Here is a 23,665-nt window from a genome sequence, read left to right as displayed (position 1 = left end):
GCCTCCGGCGGACGTGCGTCAGGCCTTCCGCCTGTCCGCCTCCACGTGGCCCCGGGACGTCTCCAGGCCCGCGGTGAAGGCCGCCGACAGGGCCGACCCGACGCCGATCACGACGGCGAGGCCCGGGATGCCGAGCGCGCCGACGAAGAAGGCGGTCACCCCACCGCCGACCAGCAGGACCCACAGTGCGAGCGCCACCTTGCCCCTGCGGCTCAGGTAGAGCCACCGGCGGGGTGCCGCCGGCGGGGCGCCCAGCGTGCCCGCCGGGCCGGCCGTCGCCGCGCGGGGGCGCTTGAAGTAGCCGTACACCAGCCACTCGCCACACGGTTCCCAGCCCTCGGGGAGCAGTTCGTCCAGGACCCGGGCCCGCCGGCGGCCGGTGATCACCTCGCGGCGGTACTCCCAGCGCAGCGCCGACCCGGCGGCCCGGCGGCAGACGAACCGGCCCAGCGGGTCGAGCGACTCGACCTCCCAGCCCTGGTCGCCGTGGAGCGCCAGCATGCGGCGGTCGTTGAAGAGGTCCGCCGTCCAGGTCCAGGTCTCCGCCCGCTCGCCGGGCTCACCGGGCAGCGGGCCGATCCCGCCGAGGCGGGCGGCGAACTCGGCGGCGGGCCCGAACTCCTCCTCGGGGTCGGTGCCGGTCCCGGCGAGGTGTCCGCGCAGGTCGTCGACGGTCGCGGCGACCTGGTCGGCGGGGACCCCGGCGGCGCGCAGCGCTCCGGCGAGTTCGGTGAAGTAGGCCGTGGGGCCGGATTCGGCGGTCATCGTGTCGTTCCCCCTGGGCTGAGCATCGTGCGGACGGCGTGGTGGAAGTCCAGCCAGGCCCCGCTCTCCGTGGCGAGGTGCGCCCGGCCGGACGCGGTGAGCCGGTAGTAGCGGCGCCCGGGCCCGCGCTCGGCGGCGCGGAACTCGGCCTCCACGAGGCCGGCCTCCTCCAGGCGGTTGAGTACGGGGTAGAGCGTCCCGCCCTTGATCTCGCCGAGCCCCGCCTCGGCGAGGGTCCGGCCGATCTCGTACCCGTAGCTCTCCCCGTCGGTCAGGCGGGAGAGGACGAGCAGGTCGAGGACGCCCTTGAGCCAGTTGGATCTCCGGTCTGCGGCCATGGCGACATTGGATCACCACCTAGGTAGGAACGCAAACTAGGTAGCCACGTCGGGGTGCCTCGTCGCCCCTCGCCGGCCGCGTCGTCTCAGATAGTAGGAAGTCCGAGTAATTGTGGAGACAGACGCGACACCCTGCCCTAGCTTTGTAGGAGCCGAACGTCTCGCTTCATCAAGCGAATGGCGGCCGAGAGCGCGACGCCCTGCGCAGGCAACCCCTGCGGCGGCGCTCACCGCCCCTGACGGCACCTCCGATCACCCCTGATCTCCCTCTCCGCAGAGCCGGATCACCACTGATCTCAAGGAGTCGATCCCTCATGGCCGCTCAGACCGCCCGCCGCGTCCGCCACTCCGCCACCCGCACCAACGACGAGGCCCGCCGGAACGCCGCCGCCGCCCTCCAGCGCGCCCTCGACCGCCGGGACAACGGCGGCTCCGCCGGTCACTGAGCCGCAGGGCCAACCCCCGTACGGCTGTTCGTTCGTCCACATGGTGGACGTGGCGTGTCAGACGATGGGACGAAGAGTAGGGTGCCGACATGTCTCACAGCATCGATCTCGCAGTCATTCCCGGCGACGGCATCGGCCAGGAGGTCGTGGCCCAGGGCCTCAAGGTCCTCGCGGCCGTGCTTCCCCAGGACGTGAAGCTGGAGACGCGGGAGTACGACTTCGGCGCCGAGCGCTACCACGCCACCGGTGAGACCCTCACCGACGCCGACCTCGACTCCCTCAAGCGGCACGACGCCATCCTGCTCGGCGCGATCGGCGACCCGTCGGTCCCCTCCGGAGTGCTGGAGCGGGGTTTCCTCCTGAAGCTCCGTTTCGCCTTCGACCACCACGTGAACCTGCGTCCCTCGAAGCTGCTCCCCGGCGTCGCCACCCCGCTCGCCGGCCAGCCCGAGATCGACTTCGTCGTGGTCCGGGAGGGCACCGAGGGCCCGTACACGGGCAACGGCGGCACCATCCGCAAGGGCACCCCGCACGAGGTCGCCACCGAGGTCTCGGTCAACACCGCCTTCGGGGTGGAGCGCGTGGTCCGGGACGCCTTCGCCCGCGCCCAGGCCCGCCCGCGCAAGAAGCTGACGCTGGTCCACAAGAACAACGTGCTGACCTTCGCCGGCCACCTGTGGACGAGCGTCTTCGAGAAGGTCGCCCGGGAGTATCCCGAGGTCACCACCGACTACCTGCACGTCGATGCCGCGACGATCTTCCTCGTCACCGACCCGGGCCGCTTCGACGTGATCGTCACCGACAACCTCTTCGGCGACATCATCACCGACCTCGCCGCTGCCGTCTCCGGCGGCATCGGCGTCGCCGCCTCGGGCAACATCAACCCGAGCGGTGAGTACCCGTCCATGTTCGAGCCGGTCCACGGTTCCGCCCCGGACATCGCGGGTCAGGGCAAGGCCGACCCCACGGCCACCGTCCTCTCCGTCGCCCTGCTCCTGCGCCACCTCGGCCGCGAGGCCGAGGCCGTCCGGATCGAGGAGGCCGTCGCGGCCGACCTCACCGAGCGCGGGGACACCGTCCGCACCACGGACGAGATCGGCGACGCGCTCGCCGCGCGAGTAGCGAGCTGACCCGCGCGCCACTGACACCACACAGCAGCCGCCGGGTCGCACACGCACCCGGCGGCTGTTTCCTGTGCGGTCGCGGGGTGCCACCATCGAACCCCGGACCGCGTTCACCCGTTTTCGCGCACCGGCACCCACGAGCGATAATCGAACGTGGGGCCGCGGAATGAGGGAAAGCTCGGACGTCCTAGGAGTACTCCTGGCAGTACCCGCCTAGCGGCGTGAGCGCGGTCCGTTCACACACAACCGGTGAAGGACACGTACTCATGACGACGATCGAGCTCAAGCCCTCCTCCAGCCCGCTGTCCGACGCGGAGCGGGAGGCGATCCTGGCCAATCCGGGATTCGGCCGCCACTTCACCGACCACATGGTCACCATCCGGTGGACCGAAGGCCGGGGCTGGCACGACGGCCAGCTCGTCCCGTACGGCCCGCTCTCCCTCGACCCCGCCACCAACGTCCTGCACTACGCGCAGGAGATCTTCGAGGGCCTGAAGGCCTACCGCCGCCCCGACGGCACGGTCGCCAGCTTCCGCCCCGACGCCAACGCCCGCCGCTTCCAGGCCTCGGCCCGTCGTCTCGCCATGCCGGAGCTGCCGGTCGACACCTTCGTCGCGGCCTGCGACGCGCTGGTCCAGCAGGACAAGGCGTGGGTCCCGGCGCACGGCGGCGAGGCCTCGCTGTACCTTCGCCCGTTCATGATCGCCACCGAGGTCGGCCTCGGCGTGCGCCCCGCCAACGAGTACCTCTTCGTCGTCATCGCCTCCCCGGCCGGCCCGTACTTCCCCGGCGGCGTGAAGCCCGTCTCCATCTGGCTCTCGGAGAACCGCGTCCGCGCGGTCCCCGGCGGCGTCGGCGACGCCAAGACCGGCGGCAACTACGCGGCCTCCCTGCTCGCGCAGGCCGAGGCGGCGGCGAAGGGCTGCGACCAGGTCGCCTACCTCGACGCGGTCGAGCACAAGTGGGTCGAGGAGCTCGGCGGCATGAACCTGTACTTCGTGTACGGGAACAAGATCGTCACGCCGACCCTGACCGGCTCGCTGCTCGCCGGCATCACGCGCGACTCGCTGCTCTCCCTTGCGGCGGACCTCGGGTACGAGGCCGAGGAGGGGCGCGTCTCCATCGACCAGTGGGAGGCCGACACCGCGAACGGCACCCTCACCGAGGTCTTCGCCTGCGGCACCGCCGCCGTCATCACCCCGGTCGGCACGGTCAAGGCCGAGCGGGGCGAGTGGCAGCACTCGGGCGGCGAGCCCGGCGAGGTCACCATGAAGCTGCGCCAGGCGCTCCTGTCCATCCAGACCGGCGCGTCCGAGGACGTCCACGGCTGGATGCACCAGCTCGGCTGAGGCCTCCCCGAAGGGGGCCGTCAGGCCCCCGCTCCGTCGCGTGCCACGGGGGCGGTCTCCGGCCCCCCGGCCGTGAGCGTTCCGCCGGCGGGCGCGTCCCCGCCGGCGGTCCGGCCGGGCGTGAGGACCGCGTACAGCGCCCCGCCCACCACCCCCGACAGGACGAAACTGCAGTCGATGCCGCCCGTCAGGGCGAGCAGCGGCCCCTCGTACAGGGGGGTCGACACCGCCGCGAGGCCCACCCCCGCGCCGATCGCCCAGGAGGCCGTGGCGCGCGGGTGCCAGCCCGCCGAGAACCAGTACCGGCCGCCGCGTGACCGCCGGTTGTGGACCTGGAGCGCCTCCGGGTCGTACCACCCCGCGCACCGGACGTGCCCGATCAGGGTGATCACCGCCCACGGGGTGCCGATCGCCGTGAGGAGCAGGACGAAGGAGGTCATCGCCGTCTGCGCGTCCGAGGCGAAGTGGCCGAGGAAGACGAAGGCGGTCGCCACTCCGGCCACCACGAGCGTCGCCCGGGCCCGGGTCGCCCTCGGCAGGATGGCGTCCAGGTCGAGGCCCATGGAGTACAGCATCAGGCCGGCGTTGCCGACGGATCCGGCGGTGGCCGCGAGCAGCAGCGGTACGAGGTACCAGGCCGGGGACGCGGCGACCAGCGGCCCGGCGTAGTCCAGGCCCCCGCGCGCCGCGAGCGCCGTGACCGTACCGAACAGCTGGGGGACCAGCAGGCCCACGAGCAGCCCGAGACAGGTGGCGCCCAGGACGGAGCGCCCGCTGTGCCGGGCCGGTGAGACGTAGCGGGTGTAGTCGCCGAGCAGGGTGATGAAGGCGACCGGGCCGCTGAGGCCGGCGGCCACCGCGGAGAGCAGCCAGGTCGGCCAGAACGAACCCAGCAGGTACGGGGTGTCCGGTACCGGCCCGGTCGTGAAGTCCCCGGCGTACGCGACCAGGCCGAGGGCCAGGAGCAGGGTCATCCCGACGGCGAGGGCCTTGCTGAGGCGGAGCAGCAGCCGGTAGCCGTACACCGCGGCGACCGCCGTGCCGGCGGCCAGCAGCGCGTAGACCACCGTGTGCGTGGCGCCGCCCGTGGGCAGTCCGACGAGCCGGGCGAGCGTCCCGACCACCACGTCACCGCCGATCCACAGCGTCAGGGCCGTGTAGCCGAGCGAGAGCAGCAGGCCGACCACCGAGCCGACGAGCCGCCCGCGCACGCCGAAGAAGGCGCCGGACGAGGTCGACAGGTTGGTCGCGGTGCGCAGGGAGATCAGGGCGAGCGGCGCGGTGACCGCCACGCCGATGAGCGTCCCGGCGATCACGGAGGTGACCGAGGCCCACAGGCCGAGGCCGAAGGAGACCGGGAGCCAGCCGAAGACGATCACCCCCAGGCAGAGGTTCGATCCGAGGAGGATCGACACCAGGTCACGCGGGCCGCTGGTGCGCTCGGCCTCGGGGACGGTGTCGACTCCGCGCTGTTCTATCGGCATGGGGGCTCCCTGCGTCGGGGCAGTGCGTACCAGATTTTGAGCGGCGCTCAATGTGCCGCTCAATGTGACCCACGCCGGTTGCCGCCGTCAATGCTTGGAACCGGGCGTCTCAGCATTTAGAGTGTCGCTCAAACAGGAGGTGTTACGGACGTGCGACTGACCCCCACCGAACGCGACCGGCTGCTGATCTTCGGCGCCGCCGAGCTCGCCAGGGCCCGCCGGGCCCGCGGTCTCAGGCTCAATGTCCCCGAGGCGACCGCGCTCATCGCGGACACCGTCTGCGAGGCGGCCCGCGACGGCAAGCGACTCGCCGAGGCCATCGACGCGGCCCGCTCCGTCCTCGGCCCCGAGGACGTCCTGCCCGGCGTCGCCGACGTGGTCACCGAGGTCCACGTGGAGGCCGTCTTCGACGACGGCTCCCGCCTCGCGGTCGTCACCGACCCGATCGGCGGGGGAGGCCTCGGCGACGGGGCGCCCGGAGCGCTGCTCCCCGGCCCCGAGCACCCCGAGACCGAACCCGCCGTCACGCTGACCGTACGGAACACCGCGACCGTCCCCGTCAGCGTCACCTCCCACTTCCACTTCTTCGAGGCCAACCCGCGCCTCGACTTCGACCGGGCCGCCGCCTACGGCATGCGGCTCGCGATCCCGGCCGGCGCCTCCTTCCGCTTCGACCCGGGCGGCGAGGCCGAGGTCGGACTCCTGCCCGTCGGCGGCGCGCGCGTCGCCATCGGTTTCGCGGGTCTGGTCGACGGCCCGCTGGACGCCCCCGGCGCCAAGGAAGAGGCCCTCCGCCGCGCGGCGGCCTGCGGCTACCTGGGGACCGGGTCCCCGAAGGAGGAGGACTGATGGACCCCTACGAGTACGCCTCCGTGCACGGCCCCCGCGCCGGTGACCGCGTCGTCCTCGGCGACTCCGGTCTCGTCGTCCGGGTGGAGGCCGATTCCCAGCAGCCCGGCGAGGAGTTCCTCGCCGGCTTCGGCAAGACCGCCCGCGACGGCCTCCACCTGAAGGCCGCCGCCGTCCGCGACACCTGCGACGTCGTCATCAGCAACGTCCTGCTCATGGACGCCGTCCAGGGCATCCGCAAGGTGTCCATCGGCATCCGCGAGGGCCGCATCCACGCCATCGGCCGGGCCGGCAACCCCGACACCCTCGACGGCGTCGACGTCGTCGTCGGCACCGGCACCTCCATCGTCTCCGGCGAGGGCCTCATCGCCACCGCCGGAGCCGTCGACACCCACGTCCACCTGCTCTCCCCGCGGATCATGGAGGCCTCGCTCGCCAGCGGCGTCACCACGATCATCGGCCAGGAGTTCGGCCCCGTCTGGGGCGTCGGCGTCAACTCCCCGTGGGCCCTGCGCCACGCCTTCAACGCCTTCGACGCCTGGCCCGTCAACATCGGCTTCCTCGGCCGCGGCTCCTCCTCCGACCCGGCCCCCCTCGTCGAGGCCCTCGCCGAGGGCGGCGCCTCCGGCTTCAAGGTCCACGAGGACATGGGCGCCCACACCCGGGCCCTCGACACCGCGCTGCGGGTCGCCGAGGAGTACGACGTCCAGGTCGCCCTGCACTCGGACGGCCTCAACGAATGCCTGTCGGTCGAGGACACCCTGCGCGTCCTGGACGGCCGCACCATCCACGCCTTCCACATCGAGGGCTGCGGCGGCGGACACGTACCGAACGTCCTCAAGATGGCGGGCGTCCCCAACGTCATCGGCTCCTCCACCAACCCGACGCTGCCCTTCGGCCGCGACGCGGTCGCCGAGCACTACGGGATGATCGTCTCCGTCCACGACCTCAAGACCGACCTGCCCGGCGACGCCGCCATGGCCCGCGACCGCATCCGGGCCGGCACGATGGGCGCCGAGGACGTCCTGCACGACCTCGGCGCGATCGGCATCACGTCGTCGGACGCGCAGGGCATGGGAAGGGCCGGCGAGACCGTACGCCGGACCTTCGCCATGGCCGGGAAGATGAAGGCCGAGCTCGGCCCGGTGGAGGGCGACGGCGCGCACGACGACAACGCGCGCGTCCTGCGCTACCTCGCCAAGCTCACCATCAACCCGGCGATCGCCCACGGCCTCGCCCACGAGATCGGCTCCGTCGAGGTCGGCAAGCTCGCCGACATCGTGCTGTGGCGGCCCGAGTTCTTCGGCGCCAAACCGCAGCTGGTGCTGAAGGCCGGCTTCCCGGCGTGGGGGGTCGTGGGCGATCCGAACGCCGCCACCGACACCTGCGAACCACTCGTCCTCGGACCGCTGTTCGGCGGACACGGCGCCACGGCCGCCGACCTCTCCGTCGCCTTCGTCGCCCAGGCCGCCGTCGACCTCGGCGCCGACCGCATGCCGACCCGCCGCCGCCGCGTCGCCGTGCGCGGCACGCGGGGCATCGGCCCGGCCGACCTGCTCCTCAACTCCCGCATCGGCGACGTCCAGGTCGACGACCGCACCGGTCTCGTCTCCCTCGACGGCTCCCCGATCCGCTCCGAGGCGGCCGAGTCCGTCTCCCTCAACCGCCTCTACTTCCTCTGAGCCCGCTAGGACCCGTGACCATGACGTACCGCATGCCCGCCGAGTGGACCCCGCACGAGCGGACCTGGATGGCCTGGCCCAGCCCCAATCCCACCTTCACCGGCGACGACGAGCTGGCCGAGGCGCGCGCCGCCTGGGCCTGCGTCGCCCGGGCCGTACGCCGCTTCGAGCCGGTGACCATGGTGGTCGCCCCCGGCGACGGCGAGTCGGCGCGCGCCCTCCTCGGCCCGGACGTGGACCTGCTGGAGCGCGAGCTCGACGACGCCTGGATGCGCGACATCGGCCCCACCTTCGTCACCAACGGCACCGAACTCGCCGCTGTGGACTGGGTGTTCAACGGCTGGGGCGCCCAGGACTGGGCCCGCTGGGAGCACGACTCCAAGATCGCCCGACATGTGGCGGACGCCGCCGGGGTCCCCGTCCTCACCTCTCCGCTCGTCAACGAGGGCGGCGCCATCCACGTCGACGGCGAGGGCACCGTCCTCCTCACCGACACCGTCCAGCTCGGCTCCGGCCGCAACCCCGAGTGGACCCGCGAGCAGGTCGAGGCCGAGATCCACGCCAAGCTCGGCACCACCAAGGCGATCTGGCTCCCGCACGGCCTCACCGGCGACTACGGCCTCTACGGCACCCAGGGCCACGTCGACATCGTCGCCGCCTTCGCCCGCCCCGGCACGGTCCTCGTGCACAGCCAGCAGAACCCGAACCACCCCGACTACGAGCGCTCCCGGATGTACGTGAACATCCTGCGCGGTCGGACCGATGCCCAGGGCCGCCCCCTGGAGGTCGTCGAGGTGCCCGCCCCCACCGTCCTGAAGGACGAGGAGGGCGACTGGGTCGACTACTCCTACATCAACCACTACCTCTGCAACGGCGGCGTCGTCCTCTGCGCGTTCGACGACCCGCACGACGAACTCGCCGCGGAGATCTTCCGCCGCCTCTTCCCGGAGCGCGAGGTCGTCCTCGTCGACGCCCGCCCGATCTTCGCGGGCGGGGGCGGCATCCACTGCATCACGCAGCAGCAGCCGCGGGTCTGACCGGCGCAGGGGGGTGAGGTACAACGTACGGGTGAGTGAGAGCAGCAACCCGCCCCACCCCCGACGCCGCAACCAGGCGGCCCCGCCACGGGAGGACGTGCTCGCCGCGGCCATGGACACCATCGCCGCGCGCGGGCTCGACGGCCTGACCATGGCCGGGCTCGGGCGGCAGGTCGGGATGAGCAGCGGGCACCTCCTCTACTACTTCCGCACCAAGGACGAACTGCTGCTGCGGACCCTGGAGTGGAGCGAGGGGCGGCTCGGCGCCGAGCGCAGCGCGCTGCTCTCGGGGCCCGGCACCGCCCGTGAACGGCTCGACGGGTACGTGGACGTGTACGTGCCCGACGGGCCGCGCGACCCCCACTGGACCCTCTGGCTGGAGGTCTGGAACCGTTCGCAGAACGCCGACGACGACGCCCGGGCCCGCCAGGCCGCCATCGAGGGGGCCTGGCACCGGGACCTCGTCGCGATCCTCGCCGAGGGTGTCTCGCGCGGGGAGTTCCGGCCGGTCGACCCCGACCGTTTCGCCACCCGGATGCGCGCCCTCCTGGACGGCTTCAGCGTGCACGTCGCCGTGGGCCTTCCCGGTACCGGACGGGGCCAGGTCATCGACCACGTACGGGAGTTCATCGAGCAGGACCTGCTGCCGCGGCCGTGACGCACCCGCGTACGCCCGGTCGGCACCGGGCCGGACGGCGGGGGCCGTGCCGCTGCACCCGGGGTGCCGGCGCCGCAGCACTCCTGCCCGCATCGTGAGACCCGCGTCCGCCCCGGCGCGGCCCTGTGGCAGACTTCCGGCGTGCTTGCTACCACGATGATTATCGGCAGCAGCGCGCCGGTCCGCAGTGACCACTGACCCGCGGTTCGACCCCCGCGGCGGTGGACACCGTGCCCCAGACCCGCGCGCAGACCTCTCGCACCCGCGAGGGGTTTTTTCGTTTTCCGGCCCCACCCACGCCGGAGGCGGACGGCGCGTGAGAATGGGGGCAAGTGGAGCCATCCCTTCCGGAGCCACGTCCGACAGGAGCCATCACAGCCATGACCACGGAGAACGCCGAGAACCCGCGGCGCCTCGACGACAGCTTCCATGTCTTCGACACCACGCTGCGCGACGGCGCGCAGCGCGAGGGCATCAACCTCACCGTCGCCGACAAGCTCACCATCGCGCGGCACCTCGACGAGTTCGGCGTGGGTTTCATCGAGGGCGGCTGGCCCGGTGCCAACCCGCGCGACACGGAGTTCTTCGCCCGCGCCCGCCAGGAGATCACCTTCCGGAACGCGCAGCTCGTCGCCTTCGGCGCCACCCGCAGGGCCGGCGGCACCGCCGCCGAGGACCCGCAGGTCAAGGCGCTCCTGGACTCCGGGGCCCCGGTGATCACCCTGGTCGCGAAGTCGCACGACCGGCACGTCGAGCTCGCCCTGCGCACCACCCTGGACGAGAACCTGGAGATGGTCCGCGACACCGTCTCGTACCTGCGCTCCCAGGGCCGCCGGGTCTTCGTCGACTGCGAGCACTTCTTCGACGGCTACAAGGCGAACCCCGGCTACGCCAAGGCCGTCGTCCGTGCCGCCCACGAGGCCGGCGCCGACGTCGTCGTCCTCTGCGACACCAACGGCGGCATGCTGCCCGCCCAGGTCCAGGCCGTCGTCGCCACCGTCCTCGCCGACACCGGCGCCCGCCTCGGCATCCACGCCCAGGACGACACCGGCTGCGCCGTCGCCAACACCCTGGCCGCCGTCGACGCCGGCGCCACCCACGTCCAGTGCACGGCCAACGGCTACGGCGAGCGCGTCGGCAACGCCAACCTTTTTCCCGTCGTCGCCGCCCTGGAGCTCAAGTACGGCAAGCGGGTCCTGCCCGAGGGCGCCCTCGCCGAGATGACCCGCATCTCGCACGCCATCGCCGAGGTCGTCAACCTCACCCCCTCCACCCACCAGCCGTACGTCGGCGTCTCCGCCTTCGCGCACAAGGCCGGCCTGCACGCCTCCGCCATCAAGGTCGACCCCGACCTCTACCAGCACATCGACCCCGAGCTGGTCGGCAACACCATGCGGATGCTGGTCTCCGACATGGCGGGCCGCGCCTCCATCGAGCTCAAGGGCAAGGAGCTCGGCGTCGACCTGGGCGGCGACCGCGCCCTCGTCGCCCGGGTCGTCGAGCGGGTCAAGGAGCGCGAGCTCCAGGGCTACACGTACGAGGCCGCCGACGCCTCCTTCGAGCTGCTGCTGCGCGAGGAGGCCGAGGGCCGGGCCCGGCGCTACTTCCGTACGGAGTCCTGGCGGGCGATCGTCGAGGACCGCCCCGACGGCACCCACGCCAACGAGGCCACCGTCAAGCTGTGGGCCAAGGGCGAGCGGATCGTCGCGACCGCCGAGGGCAACGGCCCGGTCAACGCGCTCGACCGCGCGATGCGGGTCGCCCTGGAGCGGATCTACCCGCAGCTCGCCAAGTTCGAGCTGACCGACTACAAGGTCCGCATCCTGGAGGGGCGGCACGGCACCGAGTCCACCACCCGGGTCCTGGTCACCACCACCGACGGCAACGCCGAGTGGTCCACCGTCGGCGTCGGCGAGAACGTGATCGCCGCCTCCTGGCAGGCCCTGGAGGACGCCTTCACCTACGGCCTCCTGCGGGCCGGGATCAACCCCGCCGAATAGTCATTTCGTCCGCCTATGTTCCTGTTCGATGCCGTTCGGGTAGCGTCGAAACATGAGGACCAGGCCGCTCACCGCCCTGTCGGCCCTCGCCGGGCTGATACTGCTCCTGCTCCTGGCCCTGGCACCCTCCACGGGCGCCAGGGCCACGGGCATCCCCGATGTGGCCGCCGCCCTGAGACAGGGCCCGGTCTACGTCGACCCGGGCGCCGCCGACCAGCTCTCCCGGGCCGAGGCCGACGCGCTCGCACGGAAGATCGAGAACGCCGACAAACCCGTCTTCGTCGCGGTCCTGCCCGCCGACGACCGGTTCCCACCCGAACGGCTGCTCCAGGACCTGCGCACCCGCACCGGGGTCACCGGCCTCTACGCCGTCCGCCTCGGCGACGGCTTCGACGCGGGCGCCGACCGCTCCGTGATGTCCCGTGACGCGGTACGGAACCTCGTCGGCTCCGTCCGTACCCCCGGCGCCGACGCCGCCACCGAACTGAACGCCTTCGTCGACCTGGCCCTGCCGACCGTGCGCGGCTCCGCCCCCGCGAGCTGGGACGGCGCCGGTACGGACGACGGCGTCCCGGTCGGCGGACTCGTCACCCTCGGCGCGGTCGCCGCCGCGGGAGGAGCCGGCGCCTACGCGGTCGTGCGCCGCAACCGGCGCCGCAAGGAGGCCGAGGAACGCGCCGCCCTCGACCGCCTCCGGGTCGTCGTCGACGAGGACATCACCGCCTTCGGCGAGGAACTCGACCGCCTTGACTTCCACCCCGCGGAGGCCGGCGCCGACGATGCCATGCGCGGCGACTACGAGCGCGCCCTCGACGCGTACGAGAAGGCCAAATCCCTCATGGCCTCCGCGACCCACCCGCACGACGTCCGGGCCGTCACGGAGGCCCTGGAGGACGGCCGCTTCTCCCTCGCGGTCCTGGCCGCCCGCCGCGCCTCCCGCCCCCTCCCCGAACGCCGCGCCCCCTGCTTCTTCGACCCCCGCCACGGCCCCTCCACCGAGGACCGCACCTGGACCCCGGCGTCCGGCGCCCCCCGCCAGGTCCCGGTCTGCGCCGCCGACGCGGCCCGCCTCGACGACGGCCTCGCCCCCCTCGCCCGCACGGTCGACACCGACACCGGCCGCCGCCCCTACTGGGAAGCCGGCCCCGCCTACGGCCCCTGGGCCGGCGGCTACTTCGGCGGCGGCATCCTCCCCGGCCTCCTCATGGGCACGATGCTCGGCTCGATGCTCGCCACCCCCGCCTACGCCCAGGAATACGGCGGCAACGACTTCGAGGGCGGTGACTTCTCCGGCGGCGACTTCTCCTCCTCCGACTTCGGCTCGGGCGACTTCGGTTCGGGCGACTTCGGCGGAGGCGGCGACCTCGGCGGGGGCGGCGGCTTCGACGGCGGGGGAGGGTTCTGAGCGGGGCGGCGGCCCGCACCCGTCAGGCCAGCGGCTTCACCGACATCAGCAGGTGCCGGTGGGTGTCCGCCGGGGTGGGCGGGGTCGGGGGGATGTCGGTGAGGAGGGCGCGCTGGCCGGGGCCCAGGAGGTCGAGGCGGAGGTCACGGGAGGTGAAGGCGGTCAGGGCGTCGAGCAGGTAGGTGGGGTTGAAGGCGACCGTGAGCGGGGCGGGGGCGGTGAGGGTGGCCGGGAGGCGCTGGGCGGCGGTGTCGTCCTCGTGGCCCGCGCGCAGGTGGACCGAGGTGCCGTCGAAGGTGAGCCGGACCGGGCTGTCGCCCTCCGCGACGACGGCGACGCGCCTGACGGCCTCGGCGAGCGGGGCCCGTTCCGTGACGGCGACGGCCGGGGTGCCCAGGGCGAAGAGCTGGTCGTGGCGCGGGAGGCGGCCGTCGAGGAGGCGGGTGAGGGTGCGCAGGCCGCCGCTCTCGAAGCCGATCGTGCCCGCGCCGAGGGCGAGGCGCGCCGGGCCGGCGCCGGCGAGGGACCGGGCGATCCCGGTGAGGCGGCGGGCCGGGACGACGACGTCGGCCGGGTCGCCCGGCGCGACGTCCGGGTCCGGCCGCCAGGCCAGGGTGCGGACCGCGTAGCGGTAGCGGTCCGTGGCGGCCAGGGTCATGACCGGCCCGTCGAGGGCGAGTCGTATGCCGGTGAGGACCGGCAGCGCCTCGTCCCGCCCGGCCGCCACCGCCACCTGCCCGACCGCCCGGGCGAAGGCCTCCCCGTCCACGCTGCCCAGGACGGCGGGCAGCTCGGGCGGCGCCGGGTGGTCGTCCAGCGGCAGCAGCGAGAGCCCGAAGTGGGTGTCGCCCGAGGTCACGGTGAGCCGGGCGCCGTCCAGGGCGAGCGCGGTGAGGCCGCGGGGCAGCACCTTGCAGATGTCGAGCAGCCGCCGCCCCAGGACCAGGGCCCTGCCCTCCCGTACGGTGTCCGCCTCGGCCTCGGCGCGGGCGGATGCCTCGTGGTCCACGCCCGAGACGCGCAGCCGTCCGTCCGCCGCCTCCAGGAGCAGGCCGCCGAGGACGGGCATCGGGGAGCGGGCGGGCAGCACGCGCGCCGCCCAGGCGACGGCCTCGGTCAACGTGCCGCTCTCGATACGGAGTTCCATGCCGGGGACGCTAGTGGCCCCCACTGACAACGCCGCCGGACGGGAACAGAATGGCCCTCGTGATCGTTTGTCGGAGTGACCGCGACAGCAGAACGAGGGGGAAACGTGACGAGCCGCGTCCAGGGCACGGTGGCACCCGGATTCGAATCGGTGCGGGAGGTGTTCGCCCGGATCGCCGCGGAGGAGGCCCGGGACGGCGGGGCCCAGCTCGCCGTCCATCTCGACGGCCGCCTGGTCGTCGACCTGTGGGGCGGTGACGGCGTCGAGGGGGACTCGCTGCTGGCCCTCTACTCGTCGTCGAAGGGGGCCATGGCGCTCGTCGCCGCGCTGCTCGTCCAGGAGGGCGCGCTCGACCTCGACCGCGAAGTGTCCTTCTGGTGGCCGGAGTTCGCGGCCGAGGGCAAGGAGTCGGTGACCCTGCGACAGCTCCTCGCCCACCGGTCCGGACTGATCGGTGTGGAGGACGGTTTCTCGCCGGAGGAGCTCGCCGACGACCGGCGGATCGCGGCCCGGCTCGCCGGCCACCGTCCCTACTGGAAGCCGGACGCGGGGCACGGCTACCACGGCCTGACGGTCGGCGCCCTGGTCGGCGAGGTGGTCCGCCGGGCCGTCGGCCGCAGCGTCCAGGAGCTGTTCGAGGAGCGGATCCGGGCCCCGTACGGGATCGACTACTACCTGGGCCTCCCGGAGGAGCTCGAACCGCGCTTCCGCCCGGCCCTGCCCCTGGTGCCGAGCCCCGCCGAGGCGGCCGTCCTCGCCGCGGGACCGGCCGGTCCGGGCGGTCTCATGGCGATCGCGTTCAACCAGCACGCCGATCCGCCGTTCGACGCGGTCGCCTACGGGAACTCCCGTACGGTACGGGCCCTCGGGCCGCTCTCCGGCGGCGGCGTCGGTACGGCGCGCGGGCTGTCCCGGATGTACGCGGCGATCGCGGGCGAGCTCGACGGCCGCCCGCCGCTCCTGACCCCCGCCACCCTCGCGGAGGTCGCCCGGATCCACTCCCGGGGCACCGACCTCGTCACGGGCTCCGAGAACGCCTTCGGGCTCGGTTTCGTCCCGCTGGCCACCCGCTACCCCTCCCTGAGCCCGGCCGCCATCGGCCACAGCGGCGCCCCCGGCTCCCAGGCCTTCGCGGATCCCGCCACCGGGCTCGCGTACAGCTACGCCCGTCGCCGCTTCGCCTTCGCGGGAGGTCCGGGCGCGCCGGAGAACGACCGTCTCGTCCCGGCCGTGGTCGAGGCGGCGGCCCGGGCCCGGGCCGGTTCCTGAGCCGGGTCCGGCGGGTCCCCGGGCGTCCCGGCCGGCGGCCGAACGCCGAGCGCCCGCCGTCCGCTGCTGCGGAGGGCGGGCGCGCTCGTGGTGCCACCGGGGGAGTGCCCGGTGCGTACGGGGGCCGGGGGACCCGGACGGTCAGCCGGCGTTCCTGATCGCGGAGATGTCGAAGGTCAGCTTCACCTTGTCGCTGACCATCACTCCGCCGGTCTCCAGGGCGGCGTTCCAGGTCAGGCCCCAGTCGGAGCGCAGGATCTCGGCCGAGCCCTCGAAGCCGACGCGCTCGTTGCCGTAGACGTCGGTGGCCGCGCCGTTGAACTCCAGGTCGATGGAGAGCGGACGGGTGACGTCCTTGATGGTCAGGTCGCCCGTGATGCGGTACGTGTCGCCGCCGAGCTGCGCGGCCCCGGTGGAGCGGAAGGTCATCAGCGGGAAGCGCTCGGCGTCGAAGAAGTCCTCGCCGCGCAGGTGGGCGTCGCGGTCCGCGATGCCGGTGTCGACGGAGGCGATCCGGACGTCGATGCGCGCGGTGGAGGCGGCCGGGTCGGTGCCGTCGAGCTTCAGCGTGCCCTCGTGGTCGGCGAAGGTGCCGCGCACGTTGGTGACCATCGCGTGGCGCACGGTGAAACCGATGCTGCTGTGGGCCGGGTCGACGGTGTACTCGCCGGTCAGGGCGGCGAGGGCCGGGTCGACGGGGAGGTCGGCGACGGCGACGGCGGACTCGTTGTTCCTGCGGCTGAAGAGACCCATGACTGCTCCTTGGTCGGTCCCGCGGGGCGGGGCGAAGTGGTGTTGTTGAACCTTCAACGAGAACGACTGTAGACCCATTCCGTTCAACATTCAACATCTTCGGTGGATGTTCACCCGGACGGCCCCGGACCGGCATCCACGCCCTCTGGCGGACGCGCGTAGAACTGCGGCACCATCTCCCTGCGCGACCCGAGCACCACCTGCACCACCGTCCGTCCCGTCGTCACGGTCACCCGCAGGAGGAAACCCCTCGTGAAGCTCCGCTCCGTCCTCACCGCCCTCGCCCTGGTCCTGGGCGCCCTCTTCGCCCCCGGCATCGGCGCCCTCTCCGCCGCCACCGACGCCCACGCGGTCACCAAGATCAGCCACTCCACCGCGACCTCGATGTTCCGCGAGGTCGGCATCACCTGGTCGTCCTCCGGCAACTGCTCGGACCGCTCCAACCCGACCTGCACGTCCTTCGAGCAGCTCAACCTCGCCAGCGCCCAGGGCGCCCAGACCCTCAAGCGGGCCAGCGGCTGCGCCCTCAACATCACGGGCGGCACCGAGACCGGCCACTCGAGCGGCACGTACTCCCACTGGAACGGCTACAAGCTCGACTACAGCAAGTACACGTGCATCGGGAACTACATCAAGAACACCTTCACCTACATCGGCGTACGCGGTGACGGCGCCCCGCAGTGGAAGTCCGGCTCGGGCAACATCTACGCCGACGAGGGCAACCACTGGGACGTCACGTACTACAACTGCGGCGGCTGCTGACCGACTTGGACTAACCGCAGAGGGTTGTTGGACTGGAGGGGCCGCCGGCGCGAGATGTCGTTGACGGTGGTCCGTCACCCGGGCCAACTGGTGCGCATGTCGCACCCCTACCCCCGCGCCGGGGCGCGGCGGCCGCGCACGGCCTGTGCGCTGGCCGTCGCCGCCTCCGCCGTGCTCGGCCTGGCCGGCCCCGCCCACGCCGGCCCACCGACCGCCGCCGCCTCCCCCTCGCCCACCGCGCCGCACTCGGCGCCCCCCGCCCCCGCCGCCTCCCCCGTCATCACCTCCGAGCAGCTGTCCGTCGCCGCCGCCGGCGACTTCCCCCGCGTCCTGTCGTACACCGACCGGGCCACCGGCGCCCGACTCCTCGGCAGTACGGCCCCCGTCACCCACGTCGTCCTCAACGGCACCGCCCGCGCCGTCCGGACCACCGGAGCCCCCCTCCTCACCCCCGGCTCCGCCGCCTACACCCTCGCCTTTCCGGACCTGCCCGGCGTGGAGATCGACGCCGTCCTGAGCGTCACCGGCCGGGCGACCACCTTCCGCATCACCGCCGTCCGCGACACCGAGGCCTTCCGGGTCGGCACCGTGGACATCCCCGGGCACGACCTCGTCTCCGTCGGCTCCACCGAGCCCGGGGCGGCCACCGCCTTCACCCGGCTCGATCCCGACTCCACCCGTACCGCCGACGTCTTCGCCCCGGTGACCGCCGCCACCCCGGCCGACCCGGCCCCCGTGGGGGCGACCTACGCCCTGGTCAGCACCGGCTCCCTCGCCGCCGCGATCGAGTCCAACTCCAGCTACGACACGCCCTCGGGGCCCAGCGCCCGCGACGGAGCCCGCTTCTGGCACCAGGCCCGCACCACCGGCACCGAGACCCGCGTCGGTGTCCGGTCCGGCCAGTGGACCTACCGGGGAGCCGGGGCCCCCGCCCCCGAGAGCGGCGCGGACCTGCCCTGGGCCAAGGTCGTCGTCACGCCCGACGCCAACGCCGACGGCACCACCGACTGGCAGGACGCCGCCATCGCCTTCCGTACGATCGCGATCAAGGCCCCGGGCAGCGAGAAGACCCCCGGCCGGGTCGTCGCCCACATCCCGTTCAACTTCGCCTCCCAGGCCACCCACCCCTTCCTGCGCACCCTGGACGACGTCAAGCGGATCTCCCTCGCCACCGACGGGCTGGGCCAGTTCGCGCTGCTCAAGGGGTACGGCTCCGAGGGCCACGACTCTGCCCACCCCGACTACGGCGGCAACTACAACAAGCGCGCCGGCGGCCTCGCCGACCTCAACACCCTGCTGCGGCGGGGCAGGGCGTGGGGCGCGGAATTCGGCGTCCACGTCAACGCCACCGAGGCCTACCCCGAGGCGAGGAACTTCAGCGAGACCCTCGTCGACAGGACGAAGCCCGGCTGGAACTGGCTCAACCAGAGCTACTACATCGACCAGCGCCGGGACCTCAACAGCGGTGACCTCGCCCGCCGCTTCCAGCAGCTCCGCGACGAGACCGACCCCAACCTGTCGACGCTCTACATCGACGTCTACTACACCCACGGCTGGATCGCCGACAAGACGGTCCGCACCGTCCAGGCCCAGGGCTGGAACGTCGCCACCGAATGGTCCGACAAGTTCGAGCGGGCCTCCCTCTGGTCCCACTGGGCCAACGACCTCGACTACGGCGGCGCCACCAACAAGGGCCTCAACTCGCGCATCATCCGCTTCATCCGCAACAGCGAGAAGGACATCTGGAACGACCACCCGGTCCTCGGGCAGACCGCCCTCGTCGACTTCGAGGGCTGGACGGGCGAGACCGACTGGAACGCCTTCACCGCCAACATCTGGCAGCGCAACCTGCCCACCAAGTACCTCCAGCAGCAGAAGATCATCCGCTGGAACGGCGACGACCTCACCTTCACCGGCGGCGTGCGCGGCACCGTCGAGAACGGCCGCCGCACCTTCCACGAGAACGGCCGCAAGGTCCTCGACGGCGACGCCTACCTGCTCCCGTGGGCCGGCGGCACCAAGCTCTACCACTACAACAAAGCCGGTGGAAGGACGAGTTGGGCCGTCCCCGGCACCGCCGCCTACACGGTCCACAAGCTCACCGACAACGGCCGGGTGCGGACCGCCACCGTCCGCCCGGTGAACGGCCGCGTCACCCTCGACGCCGAACCCGGCCAGGCGTACGTCCTGCACCGGACCGCGCCCGCCACCCCCGACCCGCGCTGGGGCGAGGGCACCCCCGTCCGCGACCCCGGCTTCAACGACGCCCGGCTCGCCGCCTGGACCACCACCGGCACCGTCATCCGCGACACCGACACCCAGGGCCGCAACAGCGTCCGGCTCACCGGTTCCGCGACCGCCGCCGTCCGCCAGCACCTCACCGGTCTCACCCCGGGGGCCCGCTACACCGCCTCCGCCCTCATCGAGGTCGAACCCGGCCGGACCCGCCCCACCACCCTGTCCGCCGGCGGCGGCTCGGTCACCGTCACCCGCTCCGTGATCCAGGACCGCGTCGCCGCCTCCGACTGGAACGGCACCCGCTTCCAGCGCGCCAAGGTCACCTTCACCGCCCCCGCCACCGGCGCCACCACCCTCGCCGTCGAGGCGGCGCCCGGCACCGGCGCCGTCCGCGCCGACGACGTGCGGGTCGTCGCCAACGACCCCGCGGGCAAGGCAGGCGCGGCGGTGTACGAGGACTTCGAGGCCGTCGACCAGGGCTGGGGCCCCTTCCTCAAGGGCGACGCCGGCGGAACGACGGACCCGCGCACCCACATCGCCCAGCTCCACGCCCCGTACACCCAGGCCGGCTGGAACGGGAAGCGGATCGACGACGTCCTCGACGGCGCCGAGTCCCTCAAGTCCCACGACGAGAACACCGGCCTCGTCTACCGCACCGCGCCCTGGACCGTCCCGCTGAGGGACGGGCACGCCTACCGCGTCGAGTACGCCTACCAGTCGAGCCACGCCGGCGCCTACGAGTGGGTCACCGGCCACGACCGGGCCGACGGCACCGCCGTGGAGAGCCGCCGCACCCCCCTCGGGGAGCGGCGGACCACCGGACGCTTCCAGGAGACCGTCACCGCCGGCTGCGGCGACACCTGGGTGGGCCTGCGCAAGCGCGCGGACGCCCCCGACGGCGCCGACTTCGTCCTCGACGGCTTCACCGTCACCGACCTCGGCCCGGCCCCCGCCCCCGCCGCCTGCGGCACGCTCTCCCTCACCGCTCCCGCCGCCCTGGAGCCCGGCCGGCCGAACCGGGTCACCGTCACCTACGCCAACGACGAGACCGCGCCCGTCGAAGGAGCCCGGGCCCGGCTGACCCTCCCCGAGGGCTGGACCGCCGAGCCCGGCGGCACCCTCACCCTCGCCCCCGTCGCCGCGGGAGGCCGGACCACCGCCACCTGGCAGGTGACACCGCCGGCGGACACCGCCCACGGGACGTACCCCCTCGGCGCCGAACTGACCTACACCCTCGGGGGAGCGGAGCGCACGCTCACCGCCGCCGCCCCCGTCCGCACCCTGCCGCCCCCGCCCACCGCCGACACGTGGGCGAGCGACCTCGACTGGATTTCGGCCACCAACGGCTGGGGGCCCGTCGAGAGGGACCGGTCCAACGGCGGGACCGGCGCCGGCGACGGCACCCCCCTGCGGATCGGGGGAGTGGCCTACGCCAAGGGCCTGGGCACCCACGCCCCCGCCACCGTCCGCTACCACCTGGGCGGCCGCTGCACCTCCTTCACCGCCGAGGTGGGCGTGGACGACGTCCAGACCGGCCGGGGAAGCGTGCGGTTCTCCGTCCGGGCCGACGGCACCGAGAAGGCGGCGTCGCCGGTCCTGCGGCCCACCGACTCCGCCTGGTCGCTCACCGCCGACGTCACCGGAGCCTCCTACGTCGACCTGGTGGCCGGGGACGGAGGAGACGGCAACGGCAACGACCACGCCGACTGGGGCAACGCCCGCTTCCACTGCGGAGGCTGAACACCCGCGGCCGCCGGGGAACCGGCTTCCCCGGCGGCCCGCTCCCCGACCCGTCCGGTCCGGGCCGTACGGACCACGCGCCCACCGGACCCCATCCCCCTCCCGGGAGGTTCCCGTGCACCCGTCCCCCTCCGCACCGCTGCCCCGCCGCGCCCTCCTCGCCGGTACGGCCGCCGTCACCGCCGCCCTCGCCCTCCCCGCCACCCGGGCGGCCGGGGCACCGGCCGGCGGCGGCTCCCTCCCCGCCGCGTTCGAGGCGCTGCGGCTGCGCTGGCTCGACCTCCAGCTCGGCGCCGGTTACGACCCCGCCGCCGAGCCCTACGCCTCCCGGCTCGCCGAGACCGGGACCCTGGCCCGCGCCTTCCGCGCCGCCCTCGCCCCCACCCCCCGCTCACTGTGGCCGGACGCCCCCTTCGACCCGCCCGCCGGCATCACGCAGAGCTACGGCCGGCTGTGGACCATGACCCAGGCGTACGTCCAGCCGGGCACCGGCCTGACCGGTGACCCGGACCTCCTCGCCGACGTCGTGCGCGGCCTCGACCACCTCTCCGCCACCGTCTACCGCGCGGGCGCCCCCCGTCCCGGCAACTGGTGGGAGTGGCAGATCGGCAGCCCGCGCCTGCTCATGGACGTCGTCGCCGCCCTCCACCCGCACCTCGGGCCCGAGCGGATCGACGCCGCCTGCGCCGCCGTCGACCACTTCCTCCCCGACTCCGTCCTCACCCGCTACACCGGCACCTCCACCGGTGCCAACCGCGTCGACCTCTGCCGCTCGGTCGCCCTGCGCGGTGTCCTCGGCGCGCGCCCGGACCGGATCGCCCTCGCCCGCGACGCCCTCTCGCCCGTCTTCCCGTACGTCACCGAGGGCGACGGGCTCCACGCCGACGGCTCCTTCGTGCAGCACACCTGGGTCGCCTACTCCGGCACCTACGGTCAGGTGATGCTGGACGGCCTCGGCCGCCTCTTCGCCCTGCTCGCCGGCTCACCCTGGGACGTCACCGACCCGGCGCGGCAGATCGTCCTCGACAGCGTGGAGAAGGCCTACGCGCCCCTCCTCCTGGACGGCCTGATGATGGACAGCGTCAACGGGCGGGCGGTCAGCCGGGGCCTGCTCAGGAACGACGACCGCCGGGTCATGCGCTCCGACCACTTCCACGGCCAGGGCGTCATCGCCGCCATCGCCCTCCTCGCCGGGGTCGCCTCCCCGGCCGAGCGCGACCGGTGGCACGCGCGCGTGAAGGGCTGGATCCGGCGGGACACCGTCTCCCCGATCCTCACCGCCCGCCAGTTCGGGGTGGCCGACCTCGCCCGGCTGCACGCCGTCGCCGCCTCGGCCGTCCCCGCCGCCCCCGAGCCCACCGGCCACCGTCTCTTCGCCGCCATGGACCGGGCCGTCCACCGCCGCCCCGGGTGGGCCGCGAACATCGCCATGGCCTCCCGGCGGATCGCGTACTACGAGTGCGGCAACGGCGAGAACCCGCGCGGCTGGCACACCGGCGCCGGGATGCTCTCCTGGTGGACCCCGGACCACGGCGACCAGTACACCGACTGGTTCTGGCCCACCGTCGACCCCTACCGCCTGCCCGGCACCACCGTCTCCACCAAGCGCCTGCCCGACCGGGCCGGCGGGGAGTGGGGCGCGTCCAGGCCGGACGTACGGTGGGTCGGCGGCGCCACCGACGGTACGTACGCGGCCGTCGGCCAGCACCTCAAGGGCCTCGGCTCCACCCTGGAGGCCCGCAAGTCCTGGTTCTGCGCGGCCGACGCGGTCATCTGCCTCGGCGCCGGGATCACCGCCACCGACGGAGTGCCCGTCGAGACGGTCGTCGACAACCGCCTCCTCGGTGAGGGCGGCGACGGCGCCCTCACCACCGGGGAGCGCTGGGCCCACCTGGACGGGCACGGCGGCTGGGTGCTCCCCGGGGGCACCGGTGCGCTGCGCACCCTGCGGGAGGACCGCACCGGCGCGTGGAGCGACATCAACAGCGCCGGCTCCCCCGAGCGCCGCACCCGCCGCTACCAGACGCTCTGGCTGGACCACGGCACGGACCCCACCGGAGCGGACTACGCCTATCTGCTGATGCCGGGCGCCTCGCGGCGGGCGGTCGCCGCGCGCGCGGCCGACCCGGACTGGCTGCACGTTCTCCACAACGGTCCCGGCGTCCAGGCCGTCGCCGTCCCCTCCCTCGGCCTGACCGCCGCGAACTTCTGGGAGCCCGGTACGGTGGGTCCCCTCGCGGTCACCGCGCCCGCGAGCGTCCTCGTCCGGCGCCGCCGCTCCGTCCTCGATCTCCGCCTCGCCGAACCGCCCCGCACGGGGAAGCCGCTGGACATCATGTGGAACCGGCCGGTCCGCCGGGTTCTCGCCCACGATCCCTCGGTGGAGGTCCTCGCCACCGGCCGCGCGCTGCGCCTCCGCATCACGCCGGGTACCGCGTGCGTGACCCACCGTTGCGAGGTCCTCGTCTAGCGTTTTGTGAGACCCCTACAAACACAAGGGGTGCTGGGCTGTTGACTCGGCATGGTCGGGTGCGGGTTCTGTCCGTCTCCACCAGGATTCGACACGGAGGACTGTACGGAGTGGACGGCGGGGTTTTCTTGGTCGGCTTCGTAGGGTCG

Annotated in this window: 18 protein-coding genes; 13 read left to right on the top strand and 5 right to left on the bottom strand. The window is 73.5% G+C overall.

The annotated features are described in order from the left end of the window. Positions 1-18: 18 nt before the first annotated feature. Positions 19-765: a hypothetical protein gene (locus tag ACFY60_RS00915; protein WP_388607886.1), complete on the bottom strand. Its 747-nt coding sequence runs from the start codon at positions 763-765 to the stop codon at positions 19-21. Then, complete coding sequence (locus ACFY60_RS00910; RefSeq protein WP_388607889.1) at positions 762-1,103, bottom strand: PadR family transcriptional regulator; 342 nt, start codon at positions 1,101-1,103, stop codon at positions 762-764. Before ACFY60_RS00910 ends, ACFY60_RS00915 begins: the two co-directional genes overlap by 4 nt. 314 nt (positions 1,104-1,417) lie before the next feature. On the opposite strand from ACFY60_RS00910, the gene ACFY60_RS00905 reads away from it, so the two are divergent. From ACFY60_RS00905 to ACFY60_RS00895, 3 genes are all read left to right on the top strand, one after another. Next, complete coding sequence (locus ACFY60_RS00905; protein WP_388607891.1) at positions 1,418-1,549, top strand: hypothetical protein; 132 nt, start codon at positions 1,418-1,420, stop codon at positions 1,547-1,549. 89 nt (positions 1,550-1,638) lie between these two features. Continuing rightward, a complete protein-coding gene (locus ACFY60_RS00900) occupies positions 1,639-2,679 on the top strand; it encodes a 3-isopropylmalate dehydrogenase (RefSeq protein WP_388607894.1) in 1,041 nt (346 codons plus the stop codon). Between the two features lie 260 nt (positions 2,680-2,939). Further along, on the top strand, positions 2,940-4,022 hold the full coding sequence (locus tag ACFY60_RS00895; protein ID WP_388607897.1) for a branched-chain amino acid aminotransferase: 1,083 nt from the start codon (positions 2,940-2,942) through the stop codon (positions 4,020-4,022). 20 nt (positions 4,023-4,042) lie between these two features. Here the strand turns inward: ACFY60_RS00895 and ACFY60_RS00890 are convergent, their stop codons facing one another. Continuing rightward, positions 4,043-5,506 (bottom strand): cytosine permease, encoded by a 1,464-nt coding sequence (locus ACFY60_RS00890; RefSeq protein ID WP_388607898.1) that lies wholly within the window; start codon positions 5,504-5,506, stop codon positions 4,043-4,045. 150 nt (positions 5,507-5,656) lie between these two features. Between ACFY60_RS00890 and ureA the strand changes: the two genes are divergently transcribed. The 6 genes from ureA (at position 5,657) to ACFY60_RS00860 (ending at position 13,137) form a co-directional block, all read left to right on the top strand. Further along, the gene (gene ureA / locus ACFY60_RS00885; RefSeq protein ID WP_388607899.1) at positions 5,657-6,355 is read left to right on the top strand and encodes an urease subunit gamma; all 699 of its coding nucleotides are present in this window, start codon (positions 5,657-5,659) and stop codon (positions 6,353-6,355) included. Next, positions 6,355-8,037: an urease subunit alpha gene (locus ACFY60_RS00880; protein ID WP_388607902.1), complete on the top strand. Its 1,683-nt coding sequence runs from the start codon at positions 6,355-6,357 to the stop codon at positions 8,035-8,037. Before ureA ends, ACFY60_RS00880 begins: the two co-directional genes overlap by 1 nt. Positions 8,038-8,057: 20 nt before the next feature. Beyond that, complete coding sequence (locus ACFY60_RS00875) at positions 8,058-9,074, top strand: agmatine/peptidylarginine deiminase (RefSeq protein WP_388607904.1); 1,017 nt, start codon at positions 8,058-8,060, stop codon at positions 9,072-9,074. Between the two features lie 112 nt (positions 9,075-9,186). Beyond that, positions 9,187-9,732, top strand: coding sequence for a TetR/AcrR family transcriptional regulator (locus tag ACFY60_RS00870; protein WP_309052675.1), 546 nt, complete (start codon positions 9,187-9,189; stop codon positions 9,730-9,732). 380 nt (positions 9,733-10,112) lie between these two features. Next, positions 10,113-11,732: a citramalate synthase gene (cimA, locus tag ACFY60_RS00865; protein ID WP_388607906.1), complete on the top strand. Its 1,620-nt coding sequence runs from the start codon at positions 10,113-10,115 to the stop codon at positions 11,730-11,732. A gap of 52 nt (positions 11,733-11,784) precedes the next feature. After that, positions 11,785-13,137, top strand: a complete 1,353-nt coding sequence (locus ACFY60_RS00860; protein ID WP_388607908.1) for a hypothetical protein — start codon at positions 11,785-11,787, stop codon at positions 13,135-13,137. A 22-nt stretch (positions 13,138-13,159) separates the two neighbouring features. Here ACFY60_RS00860 and dnaN read toward each other — a convergent pair whose 3' ends face one another. Then, positions 13,160-14,284, bottom strand: a complete 1,125-nt coding sequence (gene dnaN / locus ACFY60_RS00855) for a DNA polymerase III subunit beta (protein WP_388607910.1) — start codon at positions 14,282-14,284, stop codon at positions 13,160-13,162. A gap of 105 nt (positions 14,285-14,389) precedes the next feature. Between dnaN and ACFY60_RS00850 the strand changes: the two genes are divergently transcribed. Continuing rightward, positions 14,390-15,553 carry a serine hydrolase domain-containing protein gene (locus ACFY60_RS00850; RefSeq protein WP_388607913.1) on the top strand — a complete coding sequence of 388 codons (1,164 nt, stop codon included), beginning with the start codon at positions 14,390-14,392 and terminating at the stop codon, positions 15,551-15,553. Positions 15,554-15,694: 141 nt separating this feature from the next. Here the strand turns inward: ACFY60_RS00850 and ACFY60_RS00845 are convergent, their stop codons facing one another. After that, positions 15,695-16,306 carry a YceI family protein gene (locus ACFY60_RS00845; protein ID WP_388607915.1) on the bottom strand — a complete coding sequence of 204 codons (612 nt, stop codon included), beginning with the start codon at positions 16,304-16,306 and terminating at the stop codon, positions 15,695-15,697. A gap of 252 nt (positions 16,307-16,558) precedes the next feature. Between ACFY60_RS00845 and ACFY60_RS00840 the strand changes: the two genes are divergently transcribed. The 3 genes from ACFY60_RS00840 to ACFY60_RS00830 all read left to right on the top strand — a co-directional run bounded on the left by ACFY60_RS00840 (position 16,559) and on the right by ACFY60_RS00830 (position 23,516). Then, positions 16,559-17,068, top strand: coding sequence for a hypothetical protein (locus tag ACFY60_RS00840; RefSeq protein WP_388607917.1), 510 nt, complete (start codon positions 16,559-16,561; stop codon positions 17,066-17,068). A gap of 96 nt (positions 17,069-17,164) precedes the next feature. Beyond that, positions 17,165-21,046: an endo-alpha-N-acetylgalactosaminidase family protein gene (locus ACFY60_RS00835; protein WP_388607919.1), complete on the top strand. Its 3,882-nt coding sequence runs from the start codon at positions 17,165-17,167 to the stop codon at positions 21,044-21,046. Between the two features lie 115 nt (positions 21,047-21,161). Then, positions 21,162-23,516 (top strand): polysaccharide lyase 8 family protein, encoded by a 2,355-nt coding sequence (locus ACFY60_RS00830; RefSeq protein WP_388607922.1) that lies wholly within the window; start codon positions 21,162-21,164, stop codon positions 23,514-23,516. The last annotated feature ends 149 nt before the right edge of the window (positions 23,517-23,665 follow it).

The organism is Streptomyces sp. NPDC012827 (assembly GCF_042900905.1).
GTDB lineage: Bacteria > Actinomycetota > Actinomycetes > Streptomycetales > Streptomycetaceae > Streptomyces > Streptomyces gulbargensis.
This window is presented reverse-complemented; position numbering and strand designations above follow the sequence as displayed.